A 22,994-nucleotide genomic window follows, 5' to 3' on the forward strand; every position below is an offset into this window, starting at 1 on the left:
GACTTTTGGCAGGATGTGTCTGGAAGGGCGCCATCGGGAGCAAGCCCCCTCCCACATTGGTTCCGCGGTGTTCATACATTGTGTGTCTGGCACAGGAGCAGTGTGGGAGGGGGCTTGCCCCCGATAGCTGCCGTTCAGTTGACAGTTATGTGACTGACCCACCCTATCAAGCACCAGGCTGCCAGCCACCGCCGAGGGCGGTGACCAGCCCCACGCTCGCCTGCAACTGCCGTGTCTGCACCGCCTGCAGCGTCCTCTGCGCCTGCAACGCCGCCGTCTGCGCCGTCACCACGTCCAGGTAACTCACGGCCCCGGCCTGGTAGCTGTTCATCGCCAGCGATTGGGTGTGCTGCGCCGCATCCGCCGCCGCTTGCTCATCCTGCGCCTCCTGCTGCAAATCCCGCAGTTGCGCCAGGTTGTCTTCCACCTCGCGCACGGCCTTCAGTACCTGGCTGCGGTAGTGCGCCGAGGCTTCTTCAAACTCGGCCTTGGCCTGGCGCTCATTGGCGCTCAAGCGCCCGCCATCGAAGATCGGCAGGTTCACCAGCGGCCCCAACGCCCAGTAGCGATTACCGGCGGACAGCAAGTTGCCAACGCCCTGGGTTTGCCCGCCAATCAGCCCGGTCAGGCTGAAATCCGGGTACCACGCTGCCTTGGCCACGCCGATATTGGCGTTGGCGGCGAACACCCGGCGCTCTGCCGCCGCGATGTCGGGGCGGCGTTGCAGCAGGTGGCTCGGCAATTGTGAGGGAATGCCCGGCAGCGCGATCAGTTGCTGGCTCGGCGGCAGGGTGAAGTCACTGGCCGCCACACCCACCAACTCGCCTATCGCATGCTCGGTCAGGTTGCGTTGCCCGCGCACTTCATCCCGTTGCGCCTTGGCCTCGGCGAGCTGGTTTTGCGCACGGGTCAGGTCCAACTCCGAAGCAATCTGGCCCTCATACCGACTGCGGGTCAGTTGCAGTGCCTGGCTGAAATCATCCAGCGAGCGGTCGAGAATCCGCGCCTGCGCGTCCAGCCCATTGAGCTGCACATACAAGGTTGCCAACTGATGCTGCAAGCTCAGGCGCGCCACCGCCAAATCGTCACCCGAGGCTTGCGCCTGGGCATCGCCGGCCGCGACCTGGTTGCGGATTTTGCCCCACAGGTCCAGGTCATAACTCAGCGAGAAGCCTGCCGTATTGCTGTTGTACACCGACGGCTGCGTGGTTCCCCGCAACGGCCGCGAGTCCGATTGCCGTTGGCGTAACGGCTGCGCGCTGGCGGTGATCTGCGGGAACAGCCCGGCATGCAGTTGGCTGGCATACGCCTGGGACGCATCGAAGTGTGCCAGCGCCGCGGCCAGGTCCGGGTTGGCCTTGAGCAGTTGCTGTTGCAGGTCATTCAGGCGCGCGTCGTGGTAGAGCGTCCACCATTCCGGGGCCATTTGGTCGGACGGTTGCGCGCTGTGCCAAGGGCCGTCGCTGGTCTGTTCGCGGTAATGCGCGGGCAGGTCAAGCGACGGCACCTTGTAGGCGGGCGCCATCGAGCAGCCCTGCAACGCCAGCAGCATCAATGCTGCGAGAGGTTTAAGCCTTGGGCGCATGCGCACCTCCCGAGGCATCGGTCAACTGCACCGGGTCGCCTTCGCGCAGGGCATCGGGCGGGTTGTCGACGATACGGTCGGCGGGTTTCAAACCTTGGTCGATGACCAGGCGTTCGCCCAGGTCGAGGCCGATGTGGAGGTCTTGCAGGTGCACATGATTCTGCGCATCCAGCACCGCCACTTGGGTGCCTTGGGCACGGAAGATCAACGCGCTGGCCGGGATGCTCACGCCATGGGTGTCGGCTGGAATCGGCAAGGTGGCTTCGGCGTAATCGCCAGGCAGCAACTCGCCATTGGGGTTGTCGGCGACGAACTGCGCGAGCAACGTGCCGGAGCGGCGGTCGATGGCGGTGGAGTCGCCGATCAGGCGCGCCTTGAAATGCTTGCCGGGATGCTCGGGCACGGTCAGTTCGGCTTCAAGCCCTGGGTGGATGACGGCCGCGTAGTTCTGCGGCACCGGCACATACAGGCGCAATTGATGCGTGTCGGCGATGTTGAACAGTTCTGGGTCGCTGTCGGTATCGGCCTTGATCAGCTGGCCGATATCGGTGTTGCGCGCGGTGATGGTGCCGGCGAAGGGCGCACGGAGGGTCTTGTAGCTTTCCAGGGCCGACAAGCGCGCATAGTCGGCAGCGGCGGCTTCAGCATTGGCTTTGGCTGCCGCCGCGTTGGAGGTTTTTTCATCGGCTTCCTGGCGCGACACCGAATGACTGGCCAGCAGGTTTTGCCAGCGGGTCGCCGTGGTGGCGGCCAGGCGTGCATTCGCCTGCTCCTGGATCAAGCGCGCATGGGTCTGCGCCAACTGTTGGTCGAGGTCGGGGCTGTCGATTTCGGCAAGGATCTGCCCAGCCTTGACCTGGCTGCCGATATCCACTTTCCAGTCCTTCAAATAGCCACTGACCCGGGCATGAATCGGTGCCTTGCTCCAGGCTTCAAGGTGCGCAGGCAGGCGCAGGGTATCGCCGGCGACGTTCTGCTTGGGCTGGAACACCATCACCTGCGGGATGGCGGCGGTTTCGGTCCAGGCCGTGACCGATTGTTCGTGCAGCGTGCGGGCATGCAGGCCGTTGGCGACCAACAGGGCGGCCAGGGTCAGGCCGCCGACACCCATGAGCATCAGACGCTTGCGCGAGGGTTTGTGATCAGACGACATGTGGGGTTTCTCCTGCAACTGCGCGAGTAGGTTGACGACCGTGGACCAGGCTGAAGACCACGGGAACAAACAACAAAGTGGCGAGGGTGGCGAAGATCAAGCCGCCGATGACGGCGCGCCCGAGCGGGGCGTTCTGCTCCTCGGAAATCGCCAGCGGCAGCATGCCGATGATCATCGCCAGGGCGGTCATGCACACCGGACGGAAGCGTGTGTAACCGGCCTCCATGGCGGCTTTCAACGCATCGCCATGTTCGGCCAGGCGCTCACGGCAGAAGCTCACCACCAGGATCGAGTTGGCCGTGGCGACGCCCATGCACAAGATGGCGCCGGTGAGTGCCGGTACCGACAATGAGGTGCCGCTGAGGAACAGCATCCACACAATCCCGGCGAGCGCCGCCGGCAAGGCCGTGATGATCACAAACGGGTCGGACCACGACTGGAAATTGACCACGATCAGCAGGTAGATCAGCACCACGGCGCCGAGCAGGCCAAGGCTCAAGCCGCTGAAGGCTTCATGCAGTGCGTCGATCTGCCCATGCAGGCTGATTACCGCACCTTTGGGCCGCAGGGCGGCGGTGTCATCCAGCACTTTTTGCACATCACGGGCCACGCCGCCGAGGTCGCGGCCTTGCACGTTGGCGTACAGGTCCAGGGTCGGTTCGATGTTGTAGTGGGTCACCACCGCCGGGCTTTGCACGCGGGAGATGGTCGCCACGCCGCCGAGGATCTGCGATTGGCCGTCGGCGCCGGTCACCGGCAAGGCCTCCAGAGAGGGCAGGCTGTCGAGGCGGTATTGCGGGGTGGCGGCGACGATCGAATAGGACACGCCGTTGGCCGGGTTGAGCCAGAAGGTCGGCGCCACCTGGGAGCTGCCGGCGAGCGAGGCGACCATGCTGTTGGTCACGTCACGCTCGGTGATGCCCAGGCCATTGGCGCGCATACGGTCGACGTTCACCTGCAGCGACGGATAGCCGGTGGACTGCTGGATGCGCAGGTCGGCGATGCCCGGTACGTGCTGCAACCGGCGCTCAAGCTCCACGGCGTAGGCGCGGTTTTCTTCATCGCTGCGCCCGGAGATTTTCACGTCGAGCGGGGCCGGGGCGCCGAAGTTGAGGATCTGGCTGCTGATGTCCGCCGGCAGGAAGGCGAAGTGGCTGCCAGGGAAACTGTGCGGCAGCGCTTCACGCAGTTTTTTCACGTAGTCGGCGGTCGGTGCGTGGTCCTTTTTCAGGCTGACTTGGATGTCGCCATCCTGCGGGCCGATGGTGCCGCTGCTGCTGTAGGCCATGTCGATGCCGCTGAGCGGGATGCCGATGTTATCGACGATGGTGTCCAGCTCTTCGGCAGGGATGATTTCGCGGATCCGCGCTTCAATGCGGTCGAAGGCGGCGGCGCTTTCTTCTATGCGCGTGCCCAGCGGCAGGCGCACATGCAACGCCAGGGCGCCTGCGTCGGTGGCCGGGAAGAAGTCCTGGCCCAGGCTCGGAAGGAGCAGGAATGATGCCAGCACGCAGCCCAGGAAACCGACGATAAAGCGCTTGCGATTGCCCAGGGCCAAGGTCAGTAGGCCGTGATAGGTGTCGCGGATGTTCGAGAAGTGACGTTCGAAACCCTGCTGGAAATTCAGCACCGATTGCAGCACGGCATTGCGCTGCTGGGTGTGCTGCTCGCCCTCGTGGTGGTTGATGAATTCGTCTTCCGGGTGATGCCCCGCACCTGGCTCCGGCGTGTGCGGCTTGAGCAGGAACATCGCCAGGGTCGGCACCAACGTACGCGAGAGGATGAACGAACTGGCCATGGCAAAGATCACCGCCAGCGCCATCGGCCGGAACAGGTAACCGGCGATGCCTTGCAGCAAAAACATCGGCACGAACACGATGCAGATGCACAGCAGCGAGACGAACGCCGGGCCGACAATTTGCGCGGCACCGTCGAGGATTGCAGTCTTTACCGGCTTGCCTTGTTCCAGGTGCCAGTTGATGTTTTCGATGGTCACCGTGGCGTCGTCCACCAGGATCCCCACCGCCAACGCCAGCCCGCCGAGCGTCATCACGTTGAGGGTTTGCCCACTGACCGCCAGCAGTGCGATGGCCGATAGCACGGCCAGCGGAATCGAGGCGGCAATAATGATCGTGGAGCGCCAGCTGCCGAGGAACAGCAGGATCATCGCACTCGTCAGCAGTGCGGCGATGATGCCTTCCTGGGCCACGCTGCCGACCGATTGTTTGACGAACACCGAGGCGTCGCCCAGTAACGAGGTCTTCAGTGACGGTGGCAGGGTTTCGTTGATGCGCGGCAGCATCTGGCGGATGCCGTCGATGATCGACAGGGTCGAAATGCTGCCGTTTTTAAGCGCCGGCATCAGCACTGCACGGTGGCCGTCGACGCGCACGATGTTGGTCTGCGGCGGCGAGCCGTCACGCACGTGGGCGACCTGGCCGATGGTGATCAGCGCGCCGTCGACGGTCTTGATCGGCAGGTCGTTGAGTTCATCGATGGCCTTGGGGCTGTTATTCAGCAGGATCGTGTATTCGTTGGGGCCGAGCTTGGCGGTGCCCACCGGGATGATCTGGTTCTGCAGCGCCAGGGCGTTGCCTACGTCCTGGGCCGACAGGCCTTTGGCGGCGAGTGCCTGTGGGTCAAGGTCGAGGGTGATCTGGCGTTGCTTGCCGCCCATGGGCGTGGGCATGGCCAGGCCGGGCAGGGCGCTCAAGGGCAGGCGGATGTTGTTCTGCACCAGGTCGCGGATCTTGGCTTCCGACAGGCTGGGGCTGGAGAACGCCATCTGCAGGATCGGCACCGTGGAGGCGCTGTAGTTGAGGATCAGCGGCGGTGTGATACCCGGCGGCATCTGCTTGAGTACAGTTTGTGACACCGCCGTCACTTGGGCGTTGGCGGTGCGGATATCCACGCCGGGCTGGAAGAAGATCTTGACGATGCCCATGCCGGGCAGCGATTGCGATTCGATGTGTTCGATGTCGTTGACGGTGGTGCTCAGGGAGCGTTCGTAGGTGTAGATCACACGACCGGCCATGGCGTCCGGCGACAGGCCGTTGTACTGCCAGACCACGGCGACCACGGGGATGCCGATATCGGGGAAAACGTCAGTGGGCGTACGCAGGGCCGCCATCGGCCCGATGATGCAGATGAATATGGCCAACACGATAAACGTGTACGGCTTTTGCAGTGCGGTCTTTACCAGCCCGAGCATGCGTAAACCTCCGGAGGAGCAGGATTGCAAACCCCGGCAGTCTCACGCGACCCACCTAACACGCACCTTTCAGCCAGGTGAAGGAACATTTAGGTAAGGGCTGAAAATCGTTTCATAGGCATTCATTTGTTCTAGGCAGGTCAGCCGCCCAAGCTTGTAACCCATCGGACACATTGTCCTGCTTTGGAGCCCTGCCATGTCACTCAAACCCCTGTTATTGATTCCCGCCCTCGGTGCTGCGCTGTTGTTGTCGGCGTGCGCCGGGCCAATGCCCAAAGCTGACCCGAGTGAAGCCTGGATCGGCTTGAAGGAAGAAGCGCCGAACGACCTGATGGCTGAACGCGTGGACGGCAAGCGTGTGGATGACGGCCGCTTTTTTGAGGTCTCGCCGGGGGACCACCGCCTGGATGTGACGCTGTTCGAGGAGGAGGCGGGTGACGACAACCAGCAGGACTGCCAGGGACGCGTCGAATACAAGCATTTCAAGGCGGGTGAGCATTACACCCTGGTGGAGTCCAGCCTGGGTACCACCGTGCGCGCAGCCTTGATGGATGGTCACGGCAAGGAGGTCGCAGCGACTCAGGACTTCAATTGCATGCCTGGCTAGGCGTGGTGCACCGCCGCCTTATGAGGCTTGGCGGGCGCAGCGGGTTTTACGTGGGGGTGATGGTGCCGGCGGGTGATGCGCAACACCCCCCACAACATGGCGGCGGCTACCGACAGCCAACCGCAGATCAACAGGAAAATCGTCGTTGCAAGGCTCATTCGGGCCTCCTCTCACCCCGTACGGGGCACACACAGTCTTCTCAATGGACAGTCTAGCTACCCGGCGGTTGCCTGCTATTGACCAATGGTCGTGTCCGTCCAACGTGTTTGCTCTATCCGCTTCCTTTACTAAGCCTACGGGCTATACCCGCGTGGCCGGGCGTCCTATGATCAGGGCCCTCACCGGCAGTTGATCAAGAGAGTAGAAAATTGCGGTTACGGTCGAACCTTAAAACATCCTTTCTATTGGCCTGCGCCCTGGGGCTTGTGGCCTGTTCCGCAACCCCGTCGAAACTGGCGGGCCTGCCGGAGCGTGTCGAACTCAATGGCGTGCCGACGTTTCGCAGCGAGGCTTATCAGAGCGGTCCTACGGCGTTAGCCAGCATGCTGTCGCAACAAGGCATTGTCATGACACCGGGGTTGCTGGATAAGCCACTGCATCTACCGGGCGGCGAAGCGGACCTTGAGCGCAACATGCAGGTGTTGGCGCGCGAGTACGGGCTGATGGTGTACCCGCTGGATGCCAGGCTGACGGCGGTGCTGGCGCAAGTGGCGGCGGGGTATCCGGTGATGGCGCGGATCGGCGGCGGGCTGTGGTCCGACGCGCACTACGTGGTTGTGGTGGGGTTCAATCAACAGAAAAGCACGGTGTTGCTGCGTTCGGGCATGGACCGGCGGCTGTTGATGAGCTTCAGCGACTTTGAGTCGAAGTGGAAAAGCGCCGGGAGTTGGGCAATCCTCACCCAGCGTCCGAGCCAATTGCCGGCGAATGTGGACGCCCAGCGCTGGCGGGATGCGGCCAACGCCACGGCCCAGGCCGGGCAGGAGCGGGCGGCGGCGCAGGCGCTTAAAGTGCTGGCGGAGCACCGATAAAAAATGTGGGAGGGGGCAAGCCCTCTCCCACACGGGTATTGCACATTGGATCGGGCGTTGTTGCTTAGCGACGCACTTCTGCCGCGTTCGGACGGTTCTTCAGGTTCTTGTCGGCCTTGTAGCGCAACGCCACATCCGGCACCGAGCCGCTCTTGCCGGTCTCTACCCAATTACGAATGCGGCTGGCATCGGCAAAGTGGGTGAATTTGCCAAAGGCATCCAGGATTACCAGCGACACCGGGCGGTTGCCCATGCTCGTCACCAGCACCAGGCAATGACCGGCCTGGTTGGTGAAGCCGGTCTTGGTCAGCTTGATGTCCCAGTTGGCGCGGTTGATCAGGTGGTCGGTGTTGGAGAAGCCCAAGGTGTAGTTGGGCTTGCGGAACGACACGGTCTTTTCCTTGGTGGTGCTCAGTTGGCTGAGCAACGGATAGTGTCGCGCGGCGGCCAGCAGTTTGCTCAGGTCGCGGGCGGTGGAGACGTTGTGGATGGACAGACCGGTGGGTTCGACATAGTGCGTGCTGGTCATGCCCAAGGCCTTGGCCTTGGCGTTCATCGCGGCGATGAACGCGGCGTAACCGCCCGGATAGTGGTGGGCCAGGCTCGCGGCGGCGCGGTTTTCCGAAGACATCAGGGCGATCAGCAGCATTTCCTTACGGGGCATCTGGCTGCCGATCTTCACGCGGGAGAACACGCCTTTCATCTCCGGCGTGTCGGTAATGTTGATATCGATGTACTCGTCCATGTTCTGCTTGGCTTCCAGCACGATCAGGCCGGTCATCAATTTGCTCACCGAGGCGATGGGCACCACCACGTCAGGGTTGCTGGAATAGATCACCTTGTTGGTCTGCAGGTCGACCAGCATGGCGCTGCCGGATGCAATTTGCAGTTTGGAGGTGTCACGCGGCGCCTGGGTGGTTTCGGCGGCGTGCGCGAAGTTGCCTGTGAAAGCGAAAAACAGGCTGATGATAGAGAGACGAATTTTCACGCGGATGAACTCGCTAAAAAGTAAGGAAATACCGTTCAGGAACGGTTTTTTGATAAATGCCGTTACATTTTAGGAGTATGGACGAGAGACTGTCGAATGTTCTTCTAAAACCAGACGAAAGTACTTAAAAACTAAGAAAAAACAGGGTTTATCACGGGCAATAAAAAGCCCTGCGATAAGGCAGGGCTTTTTCAGTACGCCTGGTTATTAATCGTGCAGGGTTTCTGCGGCGTACAGGGTGTTTTCCAGCAGGCAGGCGCGGGTCATCGGGCCGACCCCGCCGGGTACTGGGGTAATCCAGCCGGCACGGGGCAGGGCGGTCTCGTACACCACGTCGCCGACGAGCTTGCCGTCTTCCTGGCGGTTGATGCCCACGTCGATGACGATGGCGCCTTCCTTGATCCACTCACCCTTGACCAGCCCCGGCTTGCCGGCCGCGACGACCACCAAGTCGGCGCGGCCGACGTGGCCGGCGAGGTCCTTGGTGAAGCGGTGGGTGACGGTCACGGTGCAGCCGGCCAGCAGTAACTCCATGGCCATCGGGCGACCCACGATGTTGGACGCGCCGACAACCACGGCGTCGAGGCCGTACAGGTCGACGCCGGTGCTTTCCAGCAGGGTCATGATGCCTTTCGGGGTGCACGGGCGCAGCAGCGGAATACGCTGGGCCAGGCGGCCGACATTATAAGGATGGAAACCGTCGACATCTTTGTCCGGGCGAATGCGCTCCAGCAATTTGGAGGCGTCCAGATGGTCGGGCAGCGGCAGCTGGAGCAGGATGCCATCCATCTTCGGGTCTTCGTTGAGGCCATCGATCAGGTCCGTAAGGGCCTGCTGGGTGGTCTCGGAAGGCAAGTCGTAGGCCTTGGAAATAAAGCCGACCTCTTCACAGTCTTTACGCTTGTGCGAGACATAAACCTGAGAGGCAGGATCGCTGCCGACCAGGATCACCGCGAGGCCGGGCGTGCGCAGGCCTTGCTGGCTACGCTCGGTGACGCGTTTGGCGATCTGCTGGCGCAGGCTGGCGGCGATTGATTTGCCGTCGATAAGTTGTGCAGTCATTACGCGTGATTAACCATCGAGAGGGGGAAGAAAAGTGCGCGCATTCTCGCATGCCAGGACGTGAGGGCAAAGGCGCTTGGTCTGCAAATTGCCCTAACTCCTTAAATAAAATCAGTTTTTTTCAAAAAAGATTTGACGGGTTTCGGGGGCATCTATACTATTCGTCGCACTTGTCGGGCACAGCCTAGCACTGGTTAAGAAGGTCGGGCGGAATAGATGATTGTTCTGCAAGGCTGGAAGCACTTAGTTTGTAATCCTCCAAGAGTACAGATTAATAAGGCGCCCGTAGCTCAGCTGGATAGAGCATCCGCCTTCTAAGCGGATGGTCGCAGGTTCGAGTCCTGCCGGGTGCGCCATTAGGCAGCTTTGGCACAAGTAGCGTTAGATGGTGGGCGTAGCTCAGTTGGTAGAGCACGGGATTGTGACTCCCGTTGTCGAGGGTTCGATCCCCTTCGTCCACCCCATATTNTTGAAAAGGCGCCAGATTAATCGTCTGGCGCCTTTGCTTTAAGAGCTTCAAGCGCGGATGTGGTGGAATTGGTAGACACACTGGATTTAGGTTCCAGCGCCGCGAGGCGTAAGAGTTCGAGTCTCTTCATCCGCACCAATTAAAGCTTGGCCCCGTTAAAAGACAGGGTAAAGCTCGACAAAGAAGTAGTTTGGTTTCTTTGTTAACGCAATATGGTGGGCGTAGCTCAGTTGGTAGAGCACGGGATTGTGACTCCCGTTGTCGAGGGTTCGATCCCCTTCGTCCACCCCATATTNCGAAAGGCGCCAGATTTAACAGTCTGGCGCCTTTTTTGGTTTTAGCGGTTCGAATATTCCGCGGCTGCAGGTACTGGGTCGCAATGGCAGGGCGTTTCGTCGTATTTATGTATCTCGATGATGCCGCACTGCCTGCCAGCCCTGTGTGAGGGTTGGTCGTCGGGGTGATGGATGACGACTTCTTCTATATATAGAAGGGGCGGCGCAGAGCCCTGGCGTGATGGGCTGTATTTGTCACCGGGGCGAGGTGCATCAGTGCCTTCGTACCGATAAATTGCCGGCTGTTTTCGGGCGTATTTCCAGTAGGGTGACTTCTTGAGTTTGACCCACTAGAATGCATGCCCTTGATTGGGGTCGGAAATGGCCGGCTAACGTCTGTGCAACGAGGAATATCCATGCAAGTTTCTGTTGAAAATACTACTGCTCTCGAGCGTCGCCTGAGCATCACCGTGCCGGCTGAGCGTATCGAGACTGCGGTCAACAAGCGTCTGCAGCAGACTGCCCAAAAGGCCAAGATCGCTGGTTTCCGTCCAGGCAAAGTGCCAATGAGCGAAATCAAACGCCGTTTTGGTGCCGATGCGCGCCAGGAAGCTGTCGGTGACGTGATCCAGGCTTCCTTCTACGAAGCGGTCGTTGAGCAAAAACTGAATCCGGCGGGTTCGCCGTCGATCGAGCCTAAGTCCCTGGAAGCGGGCAAGGACCTGGAATACGTTGCCGTATTCGAAGTGTTCCCTGAATTTGAAGTGGCCGGTTTCGACGGTATCGCCATCGAGCGCCTGAGCGCCGAAGTGGCTGATTCGGACCTGGACAACATGCTGGAAATCCTGCGCAAGCAGAACACTCGTTTCGAAGTGGCCGAGCGTGCTGCCCAGAACGAAGACCAGCTGAACATCGATTTCGTTGGCAAGGTTGACGGCGAAGCGTTCGCCGGCGGCTCCGCCAAGGGCACTCAGCTGGTGCTGGGTTCCAACCGCATGATCCCTGGTTTCGAAGACGGCCTGGTTGGCGCCAAAGCCGGCGAAGAGCGCGTACTGAACCTGGAATTCCCTGCTGACTACCAGAACCTGGACCTGGCTGGCAAAGCCGCCGAGTTCACTGTGACCGTCAACAGTGTTTCCGAGCCTAAGCTGCCAGAGCTGAACGAAGAGTTCTTCGCTCAATTCGGTATCAAGGAAACCGGTATCGAAGGCTTCCGCACCGAAGTTCGCAAGAACATGGAGCGCGAGCTGCGTCAGGCCATCAAGTCCAAGGTCAAGAACCAGGTCATGGACGGTCTGCTGGCCGCCAACCCGATCGAAGTGCCTAAGGCCCTGCTGTCCAACGAAGTGGATCGCCTGCGCGTACAAGCTGTTCAGCAGTTTGGTGGCAACATCAAGCCTGACCAGCTGCCTGCCGAGCTGTTCGAAGAGCAAGCCAAGCGCCGCGTTGTGCTGGGCCTGATCGTGGCTGAAGTGGTCAAGCAGTTCGACCTCAAGCCTGACGAAGACCGCGTTCGCGAAATGATCCAGGAAATGGCTTCGGCCTACCAGGAACCTGAGCAGGTCGTGGCTTGGTACTACAAGAACGATCAGCAGCTGAACGAAGTGCGTTCGGTTGTGCTGGAAGAACAAGTTGTGGATACTGTTCTGCAGAAGGCTAAGGTGACCGATAAAGCGGTCTCTTACGAAGAAGCAGTCAAGCCGGCGGAAGCAGCACAAGCCGACTGATTGTCCAACTCGTTGGAAATTCAACCATAAGCCAGCCTCGCGCTGGCTTATGCGTTTTCAAGACATGACTATTTGGGAGTAACTGCAGAGCATGTTCCGTAATTCCTATATTCAGCAGAACTCTGATATCCAGGCCGCTGGCGGCCTGGTCCCGATGGTTGTCGAGCAGTCCGCTCGTGGCGAACGCGCCTACGACATCTACTCGCGCCTGCTCAAGGAGCGAGTGATCTTTCTGGTGGGCCCGGTAGAGGACTACATGGCCAACCTGATCTGTGCGCAGCTGCTGTTCCTTGAAGCGGAAAACCCGGACAAGGACATCCATCTCTACATCAACTCCCCAGGCGGTTCGGTGACAGCAGGCATGTCGATCTACGACACCATGCAGTTCATCAAGCCAAATGTATCGACCACCTGTATCGGTCAGGCCTGCAGCATGGGCGCATTCCTGTTGACCGCAGGTGCTGAAGGCAAGCGTTTCTGCCTGCCTAACTCGCGCGTGATGATTCACCAGCCATTGGGCGGTTTCCAGGGCCAGGCGTCGGACATCGAAATCCACGCCAAGGAAATCCTGTTTATCCGTGAGCGTCTCAACACGCTGATGGCCAAGCACAGCGGGCACACCCTGGAAGAAATCGAGCGCGACACCAACCGCGACAACTTCATGAGTGCCGAGGCAGCGCGTGATTACGGGCTGATCGACGCAGTGATCGACAAGCGCCCCGCTTAATATAAGCCGCTCAAAATAGGGCTGGTCGGCATGTCCGACCACTGGCGGGCTTGAAAAAGCCCGCATAAGCCTTCATCTTGTGTTGCAAGCCTATCGGATTTGGATCGAACGAATGACTGACACCCGCAACGGCGAGGACAACGGCAAGCTGCTCTATTGCTCCTTCTGTGGCAAAAGCCAGCATGAAGTACGCAAATTGATTGCCGGCCCCTCGGTCTTTATCTGCGACGAGTGCGTCGACCTGTGCAATGACATCATCCGTGAGGAGGTGCAGGAAGCCCAGGCCGAAAGCAGCGCGCATAAATTGCCTTCGCCTAAAGAAATCAGCGGCATCCTTGATCAATACGTGATTGGTCAAGAGCGTGCAAAGAAGGTTTTGGCCGTAGCGGTGTACAACCACTACAAGCGCTTGAACCAGCGTGACAAGAAAGGCGACGAAGTTGAACTCGGCAAGAGCAACATCTTGCTGATCGGTCCTACAGGCTCGGGTAAAACCTTGCTTGCAGAAACCCTCGCTCGTCTCTTGAACGTTCCGTTCACAATCGCCGACGCCACCACCCTCACCGAGGCTGGCTACGTGGGTGAGGACGTCGAGAACATCATTCAGAAGCTGCTGCAGAAGTGCGACTACGACGTAGAGAAAGCCCAGATGGGTATTGTCTACATCGACGAAATCGACAAGATCTCGCGCAAGTCGGACAACCCGTCGATCACCCGGGACGTTTCCGGTGAAGGCGTGCAGCAAGCCCTGTTGAAACTGATCGAAGGCACGGTTGCTTCCGTACCGCCACAAGGCGGCCGCAAGCACCCGCAGCAGGAATTCCTTCAGGTTGATACGCGCAACATCCTGTTCATCTGTGGCGGTGCGTTCTCCGGTCTGGAAAAAGTTATCCAGCAACGCTCCACCCGTGGTGGCATTGGTTTCAGTGCGGAAGTGCGCAGCAAGGAAGAAGGCAAGAAGGTGGGCGAGTCCCTGCGTGAAGTCGAGCCTGACGATCTGGTCAAGTTCGGTCTGATCCCGGAATTCGTTGGCCGTCTGCCGGTCCTGGCCACGTTGGACGAATTGGATGAGGCTGCTCTGATTCAGATCCTCACCGAACCGAAAAACGCCCTGACCAAGCAATACGCCAAGTTGTTCGAGATGGAAGGTGTAGACCTCGAGTTCCGTACCGACGCGCTCAAATCGGTGGCCAAGCGGGCACTGGAACGCAAGACCGGTGCACGTGGTCTGCGTTCGATTCTTGAAGGCGTACTGCTCGACACCATGTACGAAATCCCCTCGCAGTCCGAGGTGAGTAAAGTGGTGATCGACGAAAGCGTTATAGAAGGTAAGTCCAAGCCACTGTATATCTACGAAAACAGTGAGCCGACTGCCAAGGCTGCGCCAGACGCGTAAGCGTTTCGCAGTGTCGGTATAAACAAGGGGCCTCCAGGGGCCCCTTTGTTTTTACGAGGTTTTTTACGCCAGAGCGTTTACTGCGTTTAACTGCTGGCAATAAGCTTGTTTTTTTTGCATGCAGCCCCCATCTTGGTTTCAAGCTTACTTTTCAACTGTCATAGAGGCGAAATCATGAAGACAACCATCGAATTGCCTCTCCTGCCGTTGCGTGATGTCGTCGTCTATCCGCACATGGTTATCCCGCTGTTCGTGGGGCGCGAGAAGTCTATCGAAGCCCTTGAGGCAGCGATGACGGGCGACAAGCAGATCCTGCTGTTGGCCCAAAGAAATCCTGCTGATGATGATCCGGGCGAAGAGGCCCTGTATCGCGTTGGCACCATTGCTACTGTCCTGCAATTGCTCAAGCTGCCGGATGGCACCGTCAAGGTGTTGGTGGAAGGCGAGCAGCGCGGTGCGGTCGAGCGCTTCATGGAGGTGGATGGTCACCTGCGCGCCGAAGTAGCACTGATCGACGAAGTCGAGGCCCCGGAGCGCGAGTCCGAAGTTTTTGTACGCAGCCTGCTCTCGCAATTCGAGCAATATGTGCAGTTGGGCAAGAAAGTCCCGGCTGAAGTTCTGTCGTCCCTTAACAGCATCGATGAGCCAAGCCGCCTGGTCGACACCATGGCCGCGCACATGGCGCTGAAAATCGAGCAGAAGCAAGACATCCTCGAAATCATCGACCTGCCGGCCCGTGTTGAGCATGTGCTGGCACTGCTGGATGCCGAAATCGACCTGCTGCAGGTTGAGAAACGCATTCGTGGTCGCGTGAAGAAACAAATGGAGCGCAGCCAGCGCGAGTACTACCTGAATGAGCAGATGAAGGCCATTCAGAAGGAACTCGGCGACAGCGAGGAAGGCCACAACGAAATCGAAGAGCTGAAAAAGCGTATCGATGCCGCCGGCCTGCCGAAAGACGCCCTGACCAAGGCCAACGCCGAGCTGAACAAACTCAAGCAAATGTCGCCGATGTCGGCCGAAGCCACCGTGGTGCGCTCCTACATCGACTGGCTGGTGCAGGTGCCGTGGAAGGCCCAGACCAAGGTGCGCCTGGACCTGGCCCGTGCTGAAGACATCCTCGATGCCGACCACTATGGCCTTGAAGAAGTCAAAGAACGCATCCTCGAATACCTCGCCGTGCAAAAGCGCGTGAAAAAGATTCGCGGTCCGGTGTTGTGCCTGGTGGGCCCGCCGGGTGTGGGTAAAACCTCGCTGGCCGAGTCGATTGCCAATGCCACCAACCGTAAATTCGTGCGCATGGCCCTCGGTGGTGTACGCGATGAAGCGGAAATTCGTGGTCATCGCCGGACGTACATCGGTTCGATGCCAGGAAGATTGATTCAAAAGATGACGAAGGTGGGGGTGCGCAACCCGCTGTTCCTGCTCGATGAAATCGACAAAATGGGCAGCGACATGCGTGGCGATCCGGCCTCGGCGTTGCTCGAAGTGCTCGATCCCGAGCAGAACCACAATTTCAACGACCATTACCTGGAAGTCGACTACGACCTGTCCGACGTGATGTTTCTGTGCACCTCCAACTCCATGAACATTCCGCCGGCATTGCTGGACCGGATGGAGGTGATTCGTCTGCCGGGCTACACCGAAGACGAGAAGATCAACATCGCGGTCAAATACCTCGCGCCCAAGCAGATTTCGGCCAACGGCCTGAAGAAGGGCGAGATCGAATTCGAGGTCGAGGCGATCCGCGATATCGTGCGTTATTACACCCGCGAGGCCGGTGTACGGGGCCTGGAGCGCCAGATCGCGAAGATCTGCCGCAAGGCGGTCAAGGAACATGCGCTGGAAAAACGCTTCTCGGTGAAGGTCACGGCCGACTCCCTGGAACACTTCCTGGGCGTGCGTAAATTCCGCTATGGCCTGGCCGAGCAACAGGATCAGGTAGGGCAGGTGACGGGCCTGGCGTGGACCCAAGTGGGCGGCGAATTGCTGACCATCGAAGCCGCGGTGATCCCGGGTAAAGGCCAACTGATCAAGACCGGTTCCCTGGGTGACGTGATGGTCGAATCCATCACCGCCGCGCAGACCGTAGTGCGCAGCCGCGCCAGGAGCCTGGGGATCCCCCTGGACTTCCACGAGAAGCACGACACCCACATCCATATGCCGGAAGGGGCGACGCCTAAAGACGGCCCTAGCGCCGGCGTAGGCATGTGCACGGCCCTGGTGTCGGCATTGACCGGCATTCCGGTGCGAGCCGATGTCGCAATGACTGGGGAAATCACCCTGCGTGGCCAGGTATTGGCCATCGGTGGCCTGAAAGAGAAATTGCTTGCGGCACACCGGGGCGGTATCAAGACCGTGATCATTCCTGAAGAGAATGTTCGCGACTTGAAGGAGATTCCTGACAATATCAAGCAGGATCTTCAGATTAAACCGGTTAAATGGATTGACGAGGTCCTGCAAATTGCGCTGCAATACGCGCCGGAGCCCTTGCCGGATGTGGCTCCGGAGATAGTCGCGAAGGACGAAAAACGCGAGTCTGATTCCAAGGAAAGAATTAGCACGCATTAATGTGCTGGAGCCTGGGGGCTTCCTTGACAGCTTTTTAGAGCCCTTGTTATAAAGCGGCTCTTAAGTGTCTGTAGGCCATTCAGCACTGGTTTTTGCTTTTACCAAAAAAACTTAGAATCATACTCAATAGATATATAAGGGGACTTAGAGTGAACAAGTCGGAACTGATTGATGCTATCGCTGCATCCGCTGATATCCCGAAAGCTGCTGCTGGCCGTGCGCTGGATGCAGTAATCGAATCCGTCACTGGCGCTCTGAAGGCCGGCGACTCCGTGGTACTGGTAGGCTTCGGTACTTTCTCTGTGACTGACCGCCCAGCTCGCACTGGCCGTAACCCACAGACTGGCAAAGCACTGCAAATCGCTGCTGCCAAAAAACCAGGTTTCAAAGCCGGTAAAGCCCTGAAAGAAGCCGTCAACTAAGTTTCGATCAAGCCTTTACCTACCCGGGTCGAACGCAGGTTCGACCTGGCAGCGGAGCGGCAGCTGACCCACGTATCCATCGGGTCGCCACGCCGGGGGTGTGGGTTCAAACCCCCGTCCGCTCCGCCAGTTACGAGAAGGCGCATCCTCGGATGCGCCTTTCTTCTATCCGGACTCTACCCACGCTCCACGGTTGCCTATTTTTGAAGTTCAACCGTTTCTGGGGGACGCATGCTGCAAAATATCAGGGACAATTCACAAGGCTGGATTGCCAAGACCATCATCGGGATCATCGTCGCATTGATGGCGTTCACCGGTATCGAGGCCATTTTCCAGGCTTCGGGTAATAGTAAGCAGGACGTGGCCAAGGTCAACGGTGAAGAAATCACCCAGACCGAACTGAGCCAGGCCGTCGACATGCAACGTCGCCAGCTGATGCAACAGCTGGGCAAGGATTTCGATGCTTCTCTGCTGGACGAAAAACTGCTGCGCGAAGCCGCCCTCAAAAGCCTGATCGATCGCAAGCTGTTGCTGCAAGGCGCCGCCGATTCCAAGTTTGGCTTCTCTGAAGCTGCCTTGGACCAAGTGATCCTGCAGACGCCGGAATTCCAGGTGGACGGCAAGTTCAACGCTGAACGCTTTGACCAGGTGATCCGTCAGCTGGGCTACAGCCGTCTGCAATTCCGTCAGATGCTGACCCAGGAAATGCTGATCGGCCAGGTGCGTGCAGGTATCGCCGGCAGCGGTTTCGTCACCGATTCCGAAGTGCTGGCATTCGCCCGTCTGGAAAAACAGACCCGCGACTTCGCCACCGTCAACATCAAGGCTAACCCTGCGGCGGTGAAACTCACCGATGACGAGGTCAAGGCTTACTACGACCAGCACGCCAAAGAGTTCATGACCCCTGATCAAGTGGTCATCGACTATCTGGAACTGAAGAAGTCATCCTTCTTCGACCAGGTTGCCGTGAAGGACGATGAGTTGCAGGCTGCCTATCAGAAAGAAACCGCGAACCTCGCTGAACAGCGTCGTGCCGCGCACATCCTGATTGAAGTCAACGACAAGGTCACCGACGCGCAAGCCAAGGCCAAGATCGAGGAAATCCAGGCACGCCTGGCCAAGGGTGAGAAGTTCGAAGCCCTGGCCAAGGAGTTCTCCCAGGATCCAGGTTCGGCCAGCAATGGCGGCGACCTGGGCTTTGCCGGCCCTGGCGTCTACGACCCGGACTTCGAAACGGCCTTGTACGCGTTGAACAAGGACCAGGTTTCGGCGCCGGTGCGCAGCACCTTCGGTTGGCACCTGATCAAGTTGTTGGGCGTTGAAGCACCGCAAGTGCCGACGTTTGCCAGCCTGAAAGACAAGCTGACCAAAGAGCTCAAGACCCAGCAAGTCGAGCAGCGTTTTGTCGAAGCGACCAAGCAATTGGAAGATGCGGCATTCGAAGCCTCCGACCTGGCCCAGCCGGCGTCCGACCTGAAGCTGACCGTCCACACCTCTGTGCCATTTGGCCGCGAAGGTGGTGAAGGTGTTGCGGCCAACCGTGCCGTGGTCACCGCCGCGTTCAGCCCGGAAGTGTTGGATGAGGGTGCCAACAGCACCGCCATCGAACTGGACCCGGAGACCATCATCGTGCTGCGTGCCAAAGAGCACCTGAAGCCTGCGCAACTGCCGCTGGAAAGTGTTGCAGCGGCGATTCGCACCCAGATGGCCAAAGAGCGCGCCAGCGCGGCTGCCAAGACCCACGCTGATGAGTTGATCGCCAGCCTGCGTGATGGCAAGACCCCGCTGAACCAGCCGGTCGACGGCCAGGCATGGAAGGTCACTGAAGCGGCTACCCGTAGCCAGGAAACCATTGACCCGGCCGTGCTGCAAGCCCTGTTCCGCATGCCCAAGCCTGCGGCCAAGGATAAGCCGACGTTTACCACGGTGACCCTGGCCGACGGTAGCCTGGTGATCGTGCGCTTGAATGGCGTCAACGAAGCCGCTGCCCCGACGGACGAAGAAAAGGCGCAATACCGCCGCTTCCTCGCTTCCCGTGTCGGTCAGCAAGACTTCGCGGCTTACCGCAAGCAGTTGGAGACCAAGGCTGATATCAAGAAGTACTGATGTCGGTTTGAATAAAAAGCCCTCGGCCTGAAAAGTCCGGGGGTTTTTTATGTGCGCTAGACTGGGCCTTCACTGTGCGGACCAGGGAGTTTGTAGCATGTTCGATCAAGGAAGTGAGGGGGTGATGATCCGCCGCGCCAGTGTGGCGGATGCCCCAGCGGTTTTGCAGGTGTTCGACGAGGTGATTGCCTGGTTCGTGTCCATGGGCAATCACGGTCAATGGGGGGCTGAGCCTTGGTCGGCTTCGCCGCGACGGGTTGCGCAAGTCACCGATGCCTGCGCGATGCCGGGTGCGTGGGTGGTTGAGGCGCGCGGCGGCCAGATCCTGGCGGCACTCGTGTTGGGCGAGCCCATGGCTTATGTGCCCGCGGCGACAGAGCCGGAGGTGTATGTGCGGCTGCTGATCGCCTCGCGGGATCAGCGTGTACGGGGTATCGGGCGGCGCCTTATGGCTTTCGCCGACGACCGTGCCCGTGCTGCGGGAGTAAGGCGTTTGCGGGTGGACTGCTATGGCGGTGGGACCGGCGACCTGGTGCGGTTTTATGAGTCCTGTGGCTATGAGCGCATTTCAACGTTCGACCTGGAGGGATGGCCGGGCCAGTTGTTGGGGCGCAGCCTGTAGCGCGCCGGTTATTGCCAAAAGCATCAGCAGCACAACCACCCATGGAAATGCGCCGACGCCCCAGCCTTGTAGTAACGCGCCGCCCGCCAAACCGCCGCCCGCTATGCCCAGGTTCCATACGGTCACCAGCATCGATTGCGCGGCATCTGCTGACTCGCCCGCCGACTTGGCCAGTGCCGTTTGCAGCAGCGCGGGCAGCCCGCCGAAGGCCAAGCCCCAGAGTGCCACGGTGACGTAGATGACGGCTGGCAGGTCGATCCAAAACGCCAGCGCTAAGGCGATCAGGCCAAATAGGGCGCAACTGATCAGCAGCAGTGCGCTCAACCACCGATCAATCAATACGCCGGCCAGCCAGATGCTCAACAATGCAGCGAGGCCGAACACCAGCAGCACCCGATCGATATCGGTGACAATTCCAGCCGGTACCAGCAGCGGGGCGATATAGGTATAGAGAATGTTGTGGGCCGGCACGTAGGTGAAGGTCACCCACAGCACCGGACGAATGCCTGGCAATGTCAGCACTTGATGCAGCCCCAAGCGTTTTTCGGCGCGTTCGCCGGCAAAATCCGGAAGTTGCCAGCGCGCCCAGATCAGTAGCACCAGCGTCAGCCCGGTCATGATCGCAAAACTCAGGCGCCATCCAACCGCGGCGCCCAGAAAGGTGCCGGCGGGCACACCCAATGACAGCGCCAGCGGTGCACCCAGCATGGCTACCGCGATTGCCCGGCCTTGCAGGTGTGGCGCAACCATCCGGCTGGCATAACCCGCCAGCAGCGCCCAAAGTAGCCCGGCGAATACGCCGGCAAAGAAGCGCGCAACCAGGGTCAGCCCGTAGTGGCTGGACAGTGCGGTCACGCTGTTGACCAGCGCAAAGCCGCCAATGGCCACCAGCAACAAGGGGCGGCGCCGCCAGCCTCGGGTCAACAGCGTCAGCGGGATGGCGGCGAGGAGCGATCCAAGTGCATACAGCGTGACCAATTGGCCGACCAGCGCGGGCGACACGCCCAGGCCTTCGCCCATCTGCGGCAGCAGCCCGGCGGGCATGGCTTCAGTGAGAATGGTGATAAAGCCGGCGCTGGCCAAGGCCAGCAAGCCAGCCATCGGCAGTGTTTCAGGCCGGGTTGTGACTGGGGAATCGGTGAGGGAGGTCATCGTGTTCTGTCCATGCAAAAGGTCAAGCAGGCAGAGTAGGGGGCTGTGGTCGGCGGAAAAACAGGCTAAGGTTCCGAACTTATCGGACTTCGGTGTCCGCAATCTCAAAGGGCACATCATGGACAGTCTGGGCAGCCTTTCGGTATTCGTGCAGGTGGCAGAGACGCGCAGTTTCACCACCGCTGGCCGTCTGCTCGGCGTGTCGTCTTCGGCCATCGGCAAAAGCATCGCGCGGATGGAACAGCGCCTGGGGGTTCGGCTGTTTCACCGCAGTACCCGTAGCATCACCTTGACCAGCGAAGGCGCGCTGTTCCTCGAGCGTTCGCGGCGTATCCTGGCTGAGGTCGAGGCTGCCGAACGGGAACTGACGGAGGCCAGCGCCACACCCCGTGGCAAGTTACGCATCAGCGTGCCGCAAGTGCGCGGTTTGCTGATGCCGGTGCTCAGTGACTTTATGCGCGCCTACCCGGAGATCGAGCTGGATGTGGATTTCTCCGACCGTATGGTGGACGTGATCGAAGAAGGTTTCGACGCGGTGATTCGTACAGGCAAGCCGGAAGATTCACGCTTGATGGCCCGTCACCTGGGGCACTATCAACTGGTGTTGGTGGGCACCCCGGCCTATTTCCGTGAGCATGGCACGCCCCAGCACCCGCAGCAGTTGAGCGAACATGCCTGCCTTCGCCACAAATTCTGCGCCACGGGCAAGCTGGAGCCTTGGCCTTTGCGCCTGGCTCCCGGTGCGTCGGAGCCCACTTTGCGCACCCCACTGGTCAGCACGACCATCGAGTCCCTCAACCATGTGGTGCTAGAAGGATTGGGAATCGCTTGCCTGCCGGATTACATGGTCAACCACGCGGTGCGTGAGGGGCGCCTGCAAAGGGTGCTGGACGACTGTATCGAGCACCGTGGCAGTTTCTGGATGTTGTGGCCATCAAGTCGCCATGCCTCGGCCAAAGTGCGCGTGTTTATCGATCATATGTGCGCTGGGCTTTTTCCTACGAGCGGCGTCGTGTGAGGCTGTGACGTTTTACCGACAGGAATGCGCGCGCCAAGGCCTCGTTCTGTTGCACAATACCGCCCTGACTGTTTTCCTCGGGATTTTCAATGTCGACATCATTTTACTTGCGTAGCCTTGGGGTGGCGCTGGTGTTGGCGGGCGCTGCGGGCTGCTCGTCACCCAAGACCGCTATCTATGAACATGAGAGTTTCGACGACTCCGGCACGTTTTCGCGGGATTACCCGGTCAGTGATGTCGCGGCGTGCGAGGCCGCGCGGCGTGCCCTGCTGAGCCAGGGCTACATCATCACCAGTAACGATGCGAAAGTGGTCGTGGGTAACAAGAGCTTTCAGCAGACCGGCGAGACCCATCTGCAAATCAGCTTCAACGTGGTGTGTGCCGATGATGGCAAAGGCGCCAACCATTCGACGATGTTCGCCAATGCCTTGCAGGATCGCTACGCGCTGAAGAAGGTCAACAATTCCGCGAGTGTGGGGGTGGGTGTGCTGGGGTCGGTGTCGATGCCGATCGGCTCCACCGATGATTCGATGGTGAAGGTGGCAAGCGAAACCGTCTCGGCGCCGAAATTCTACGAGCGCTACTTTGCGCTGGTGGACGTGTTCCTGCCTCAGGAAGTGAAGAAGGCTGCGCATATTCCCGAGCAGCCGAAAGCTGAACTGGGTGTGCCGGAACCTAAAGTGGCACCGGCTGCCGAGAAGGTCGAGCCGGCGAAGGAGGCGAAGGAAGAGCCTGCCGTTTCGCAACCCGTCACGCCGCCTGCCGAGGCCGCGCCGATTGCACCGCAAGCAGAGCCCGCACCCGCAGCCACCAACCCGGACCTGCCACCGCCGACAGAAGCGATCCCGCCGCTGCCGACGCCTGCGCAGTAA

Annotated in this window: 18 protein-coding genes and 4 tRNA genes; 15 read left to right on the forward strand and 7 right to left on the reverse strand. The window is 59.9% G+C overall.

Going from position 1 to position 22,994, the window contains the following annotated elements; genetic code table 11:
* Positions 1 to 166 precede the first annotated feature (166 nt).
* From AO064_RS28210 to AO064_RS28220, 3 genes are read right to left on the reverse strand one after another with little or no spacing between them, the layout of a single operon-like run.
* Positions 167 to 1,585 (reverse strand): efflux transporter outer membrane subunit, encoded by a 1,419-nt coding sequence (locus AO064_RS28210; protein ID WP_064055311.1) that lies wholly within the window; start codon positions 1,583 to 1,585, stop codon positions 167 to 169.
* The gene (locus AO064_RS28215; protein ID WP_064055312.1) at positions 1,569 to 2,738 is read right to left on the reverse strand and encodes an efflux RND transporter periplasmic adaptor subunit; all 1,170 of its coding nucleotides are present in this window, start codon (positions 2,736 to 2,738) and stop codon (positions 1,569 to 1,571) included. Before AO064_RS28215 ends, AO064_RS28210 begins: the two co-directional genes overlap by 17 nt.
* Entirely contained in the window at positions 2,728 to 5,949 is a 3,222-nt protein-coding gene (locus AO064_RS28220) for an efflux RND transporter permease subunit (RefSeq protein ID WP_064055313.1), read from the reverse strand. Before AO064_RS28220 ends, AO064_RS28215 begins: the two co-directional genes overlap by 11 nt.
* A gap of 196 nt (positions 5,950 to 6,145) precedes the next feature.
* Between AO064_RS28220 and AO064_RS28225 the strand changes: the two genes are divergently transcribed.
* Positions 6,146 to 6,556: a PA0061/PA0062 family lipoprotein gene (locus AO064_RS28225; protein ID WP_064055314.1), complete on the forward strand. Its 411-nt coding sequence runs from the start codon at positions 6,146 to 6,148 to the stop codon at positions 6,554 to 6,556.
* Here the strand turns inward: AO064_RS28225 and AO064_RS31010 are convergent.
* Positions 6,553 to 6,714: a hypothetical protein gene (locus AO064_RS31010; protein ID WP_163825860.1), complete on the reverse strand. Its 162-nt coding sequence runs from the start codon at positions 6,712 to 6,714 to the stop codon at positions 6,553 to 6,555. The genes AO064_RS28225 and AO064_RS31010 overlap by 4 nt on opposite strands.
* Positions 6,715 to 6,924: 210 nt before the next feature.
* On the opposite strand from AO064_RS31010, the gene AO064_RS28230 reads away from it, so the two are divergent.
* Positions 6,925 to 7,587: a C39 family peptidase gene (locus AO064_RS28230; RefSeq protein WP_064055315.1), complete on the forward strand. Its 663-nt coding sequence runs from the start codon at positions 6,925 to 6,927 to the stop codon at positions 7,585 to 7,587.
* A 64-nt stretch (positions 7,588 to 7,651) separates the two neighbouring features.
* Here the strand turns inward: AO064_RS28230 and pbpG are convergent, their stop codons facing one another.
* Together pbpG and folD are read right to left on the reverse strand one after the other, a co-directional pair.
* Positions 7,652 to 8,575: a D-alanyl-D-alanine endopeptidase gene (gene pbpG, locus AO064_RS28235; protein ID WP_046035572.1), complete on the reverse strand. Its 924-nt coding sequence runs from the start codon at positions 8,573 to 8,575 to the stop codon at positions 7,652 to 7,654.
* A gap of 207 nt (positions 8,576 to 8,782) precedes the next feature.
* Positions 8,783 to 9,637: a bifunctional methylenetetrahydrofolate dehydrogenase/methenyltetrahydrofolate cyclohydrolase FolD gene (gene folD, locus AO064_RS28240; protein WP_015884725.1), complete on the reverse strand. Its 855-nt coding sequence runs from the start codon at positions 9,635 to 9,637 to the stop codon at positions 8,783 to 8,785.
* Positions 9,638 to 9,916: 279 nt separating this feature from the next.
* Here folD and AO064_RS28245 point away from each other — a divergent pair.
* The 11 genes from AO064_RS28245 (at position 9,917) to AO064_RS28295 (ending at position 19,952) form a co-directional block, all read left to right on the forward strand.
* Positions 9,917 to 9,993 (forward strand) — tRNA-Arg (locus AO064_RS28245).
* Between the two features lie 32 nt (positions 9,994 to 10,025).
* Positions 10,026 to 10,101 (forward strand) — tRNA-His (locus AO064_RS28250).
* 58 nt (positions 10,102 to 10,159) lie between these two features.
* Positions 10,160 to 10,244 (forward strand) — tRNA-Leu (locus tag AO064_RS28255).
* Positions 10,245 to 10,321: 77 nt separating this feature from the next.
* Positions 10,322 to 10,397 (forward strand) — tRNA-His (locus AO064_RS28260).
* Positions 10,398 to 10,797: 400 nt separating this feature from the next.
* Positions 10,798 to 12,108 (forward strand): trigger factor, encoded by a 1,311-nt coding sequence (gene tig / locus AO064_RS28265; protein ID WP_015884724.1) that lies wholly within the window; start codon positions 10,798 to 10,800, stop codon positions 12,106 to 12,108.
* A 91-nt stretch (positions 12,109 to 12,199) separates the two neighbouring features.
* Positions 12,200 to 12,835, forward strand: coding sequence for an ATP-dependent Clp endopeptidase proteolytic subunit ClpP (gene clpP / locus AO064_RS28270; protein ID WP_015884723.1), 636 nt, complete (start codon positions 12,200 to 12,202; stop codon positions 12,833 to 12,835).
* Positions 12,836 to 12,947: 112 nt separating this feature from the next.
* The gene (gene clpX, locus AO064_RS28275; protein ID WP_003238279.1) at positions 12,948 to 14,231 is read left to right on the forward strand and encodes an ATP-dependent Clp protease ATP-binding subunit ClpX; all 1,284 of its coding nucleotides are present in this window, start codon (positions 12,948 to 12,950) and stop codon (positions 14,229 to 14,231) included.
* A gap of 174 nt (positions 14,232 to 14,405) precedes the next feature.
* The gene (gene lon, locus AO064_RS28280; protein WP_015884722.1) at positions 14,406 to 16,802 is read left to right on the forward strand and encodes an endopeptidase La; all 2,397 of its coding nucleotides are present in this window, start codon (positions 14,406 to 14,408) and stop codon (positions 16,800 to 16,802) included.
* A 149-nt stretch (positions 16,803 to 16,951) separates the two neighbouring features.
* Positions 16,952 to 17,224: an HU family DNA-binding protein gene (locus AO064_RS28285; RefSeq protein ID WP_003174819.1), complete on the forward strand. Its 273-nt coding sequence runs from the start codon at positions 16,952 to 16,954 to the stop codon at positions 17,222 to 17,224.
* Between the two features lie 231 nt (positions 17,225 to 17,455).
* Positions 17,456 to 19,330, forward strand: coding sequence for a SurA N-terminal domain-containing protein (locus AO064_RS28290; protein WP_064055316.1), 1,875 nt, complete (start codon positions 17,456 to 17,458; stop codon positions 19,328 to 19,330).
* 97 nt (positions 19,331 to 19,427) lie between these two features.
* A complete protein-coding gene (locus AO064_RS28295) occupies positions 19,428 to 19,952 on the forward strand; it encodes a GNAT family N-acetyltransferase (RefSeq protein ID WP_064055317.1) in 525 nt (174 codons plus the stop codon).
* Here the strand turns inward: AO064_RS28295 and AO064_RS28300 are convergent.
* Positions 19,899 to 21,104, reverse strand: a complete 1,206-nt coding sequence (locus AO064_RS28300; protein ID WP_064055318.1) for an MFS transporter — start codon at positions 21,102 to 21,104, stop codon at positions 19,899 to 19,901. The genes AO064_RS28295 and AO064_RS28300 overlap by 54 nt on opposite strands.
* A 118-nt stretch (positions 21,105 to 21,222) precedes the next feature.
* Here AO064_RS28300 and AO064_RS28305 point away from each other — a divergent pair, with 118 nt between their 5' ends.
* Positions 21,223 to 22,122, forward strand: a complete 900-nt coding sequence (locus AO064_RS28305; RefSeq protein ID WP_064055319.1) for a LysR family transcriptional regulator — start codon at positions 21,223 to 21,225, stop codon at positions 22,120 to 22,122.
* 89 nt (positions 22,123 to 22,211) lie between these two features.
* On the forward strand, positions 22,212 to 22,994 hold the full coding sequence (locus tag AO064_RS28310; protein WP_064055320.1) for a DUF2242 domain-containing protein: 783 nt from the start codon (positions 22,212 to 22,214) through the stop codon (positions 22,992 to 22,994).

Source organism: Pseudomonas marginalis, assembly GCF_001645105.1.
In the GTDB taxonomy this organism is placed as follows: Bacteria; Pseudomonadota; Gammaproteobacteria; order Pseudomonadales; family Pseudomonadaceae; genus Aquipseudomonas; species Aquipseudomonas petroselini.

Bases quoted from the DNA above. Each gene is read 5' to 3' on its own strand.
- AO064_RS28210 (WP_064055311.1), bottom strand. From the start codon at position 1,585: ATGCGCCCAAGGCTTAAACCTCTCGCAGCATTGATGCTGCTGGCGTTG.
- AO064_RS28215 (WP_064055312.1), bottom strand. From the start codon at position 2,738: ATGTCGTCTGATCACAAACCCTCGCGCAAGCGTCTGATGCTCATGGGT.
- AO064_RS28220 (WP_064055313.1), bottom strand. From the start codon at position 5,949: ATGCTCGGGCTGGTAAAGACCGCACTGCAAAAGCCGTACACGTTTATC.
- AO064_RS28225 (WP_064055314.1), top strand. From the start codon at position 6,146: ATGTCACTCAAACCCCTGTTATTGATTCCCGCCCTCGGTGCTGCGCTG.
- AO064_RS31010 (WP_163825860.1), bottom strand. From the start codon at position 6,714: ATGAGCCTTGCAACGACGATTTTCCTGTTGATCTGCGGTTGGCTGTCG.
- folD (WP_015884725.1), bottom strand. From the start codon at position 9,637: ATGACTGCACAACTTATCGACGGCAAATCAATCGCCGCCAGCCTGCGC.
- tig (WP_015884724.1), top strand. From the start codon at position 10,798: ATGCAAGTTTCTGTTGAAAATACTACTGCTCTCGAGCGTCGCCTGAGC.
- clpP (WP_015884723.1), top strand. From the start codon at position 12,200: ATGTTCCGTAATTCCTATATTCAGCAGAACTCTGATATCCAGGCCGCT.
- clpX (WP_003238279.1), top strand. From the start codon at position 12,948: ATGACTGACACCCGCAACGGCGAGGACAACGGCAAGCTGCTCTATTGC.
- lon (WP_015884722.1), top strand. From the start codon at position 14,406: ATGAAGACAACCATCGAATTGCCTCTCCTGCCGTTGCGTGATGTCGTC.
- AO064_RS28290 (WP_064055316.1), top strand. From the start codon at position 17,456: ATGCTGCAAAATATCAGGGACAATTCACAAGGCTGGATTGCCAAGACC.
- AO064_RS28295 (WP_064055317.1), top strand. From the start codon at position 19,428: ATGTTCGATCAAGGAAGTGAGGGGGTGATGATCCGCCGCGCCAGTGTG.
- AO064_RS28300 (WP_064055318.1), bottom strand. From the start codon at position 21,104: ATGACCTCCCTCACCGATTCCCCAGTCACAACCCGGCCTGAAACACTG.
- AO064_RS28305 (WP_064055319.1), top strand. From the start codon at position 21,223: ATGGACAGTCTGGGCAGCCTTTCGGTATTCGTGCAGGTGGCAGAGACG.
- AO064_RS28310 (WP_064055320.1), top strand. From the start codon at position 22,212: ATGTCGACATCATTTTACTTGCGTAGCCTTGGGGTGGCGCTGGTGTTG.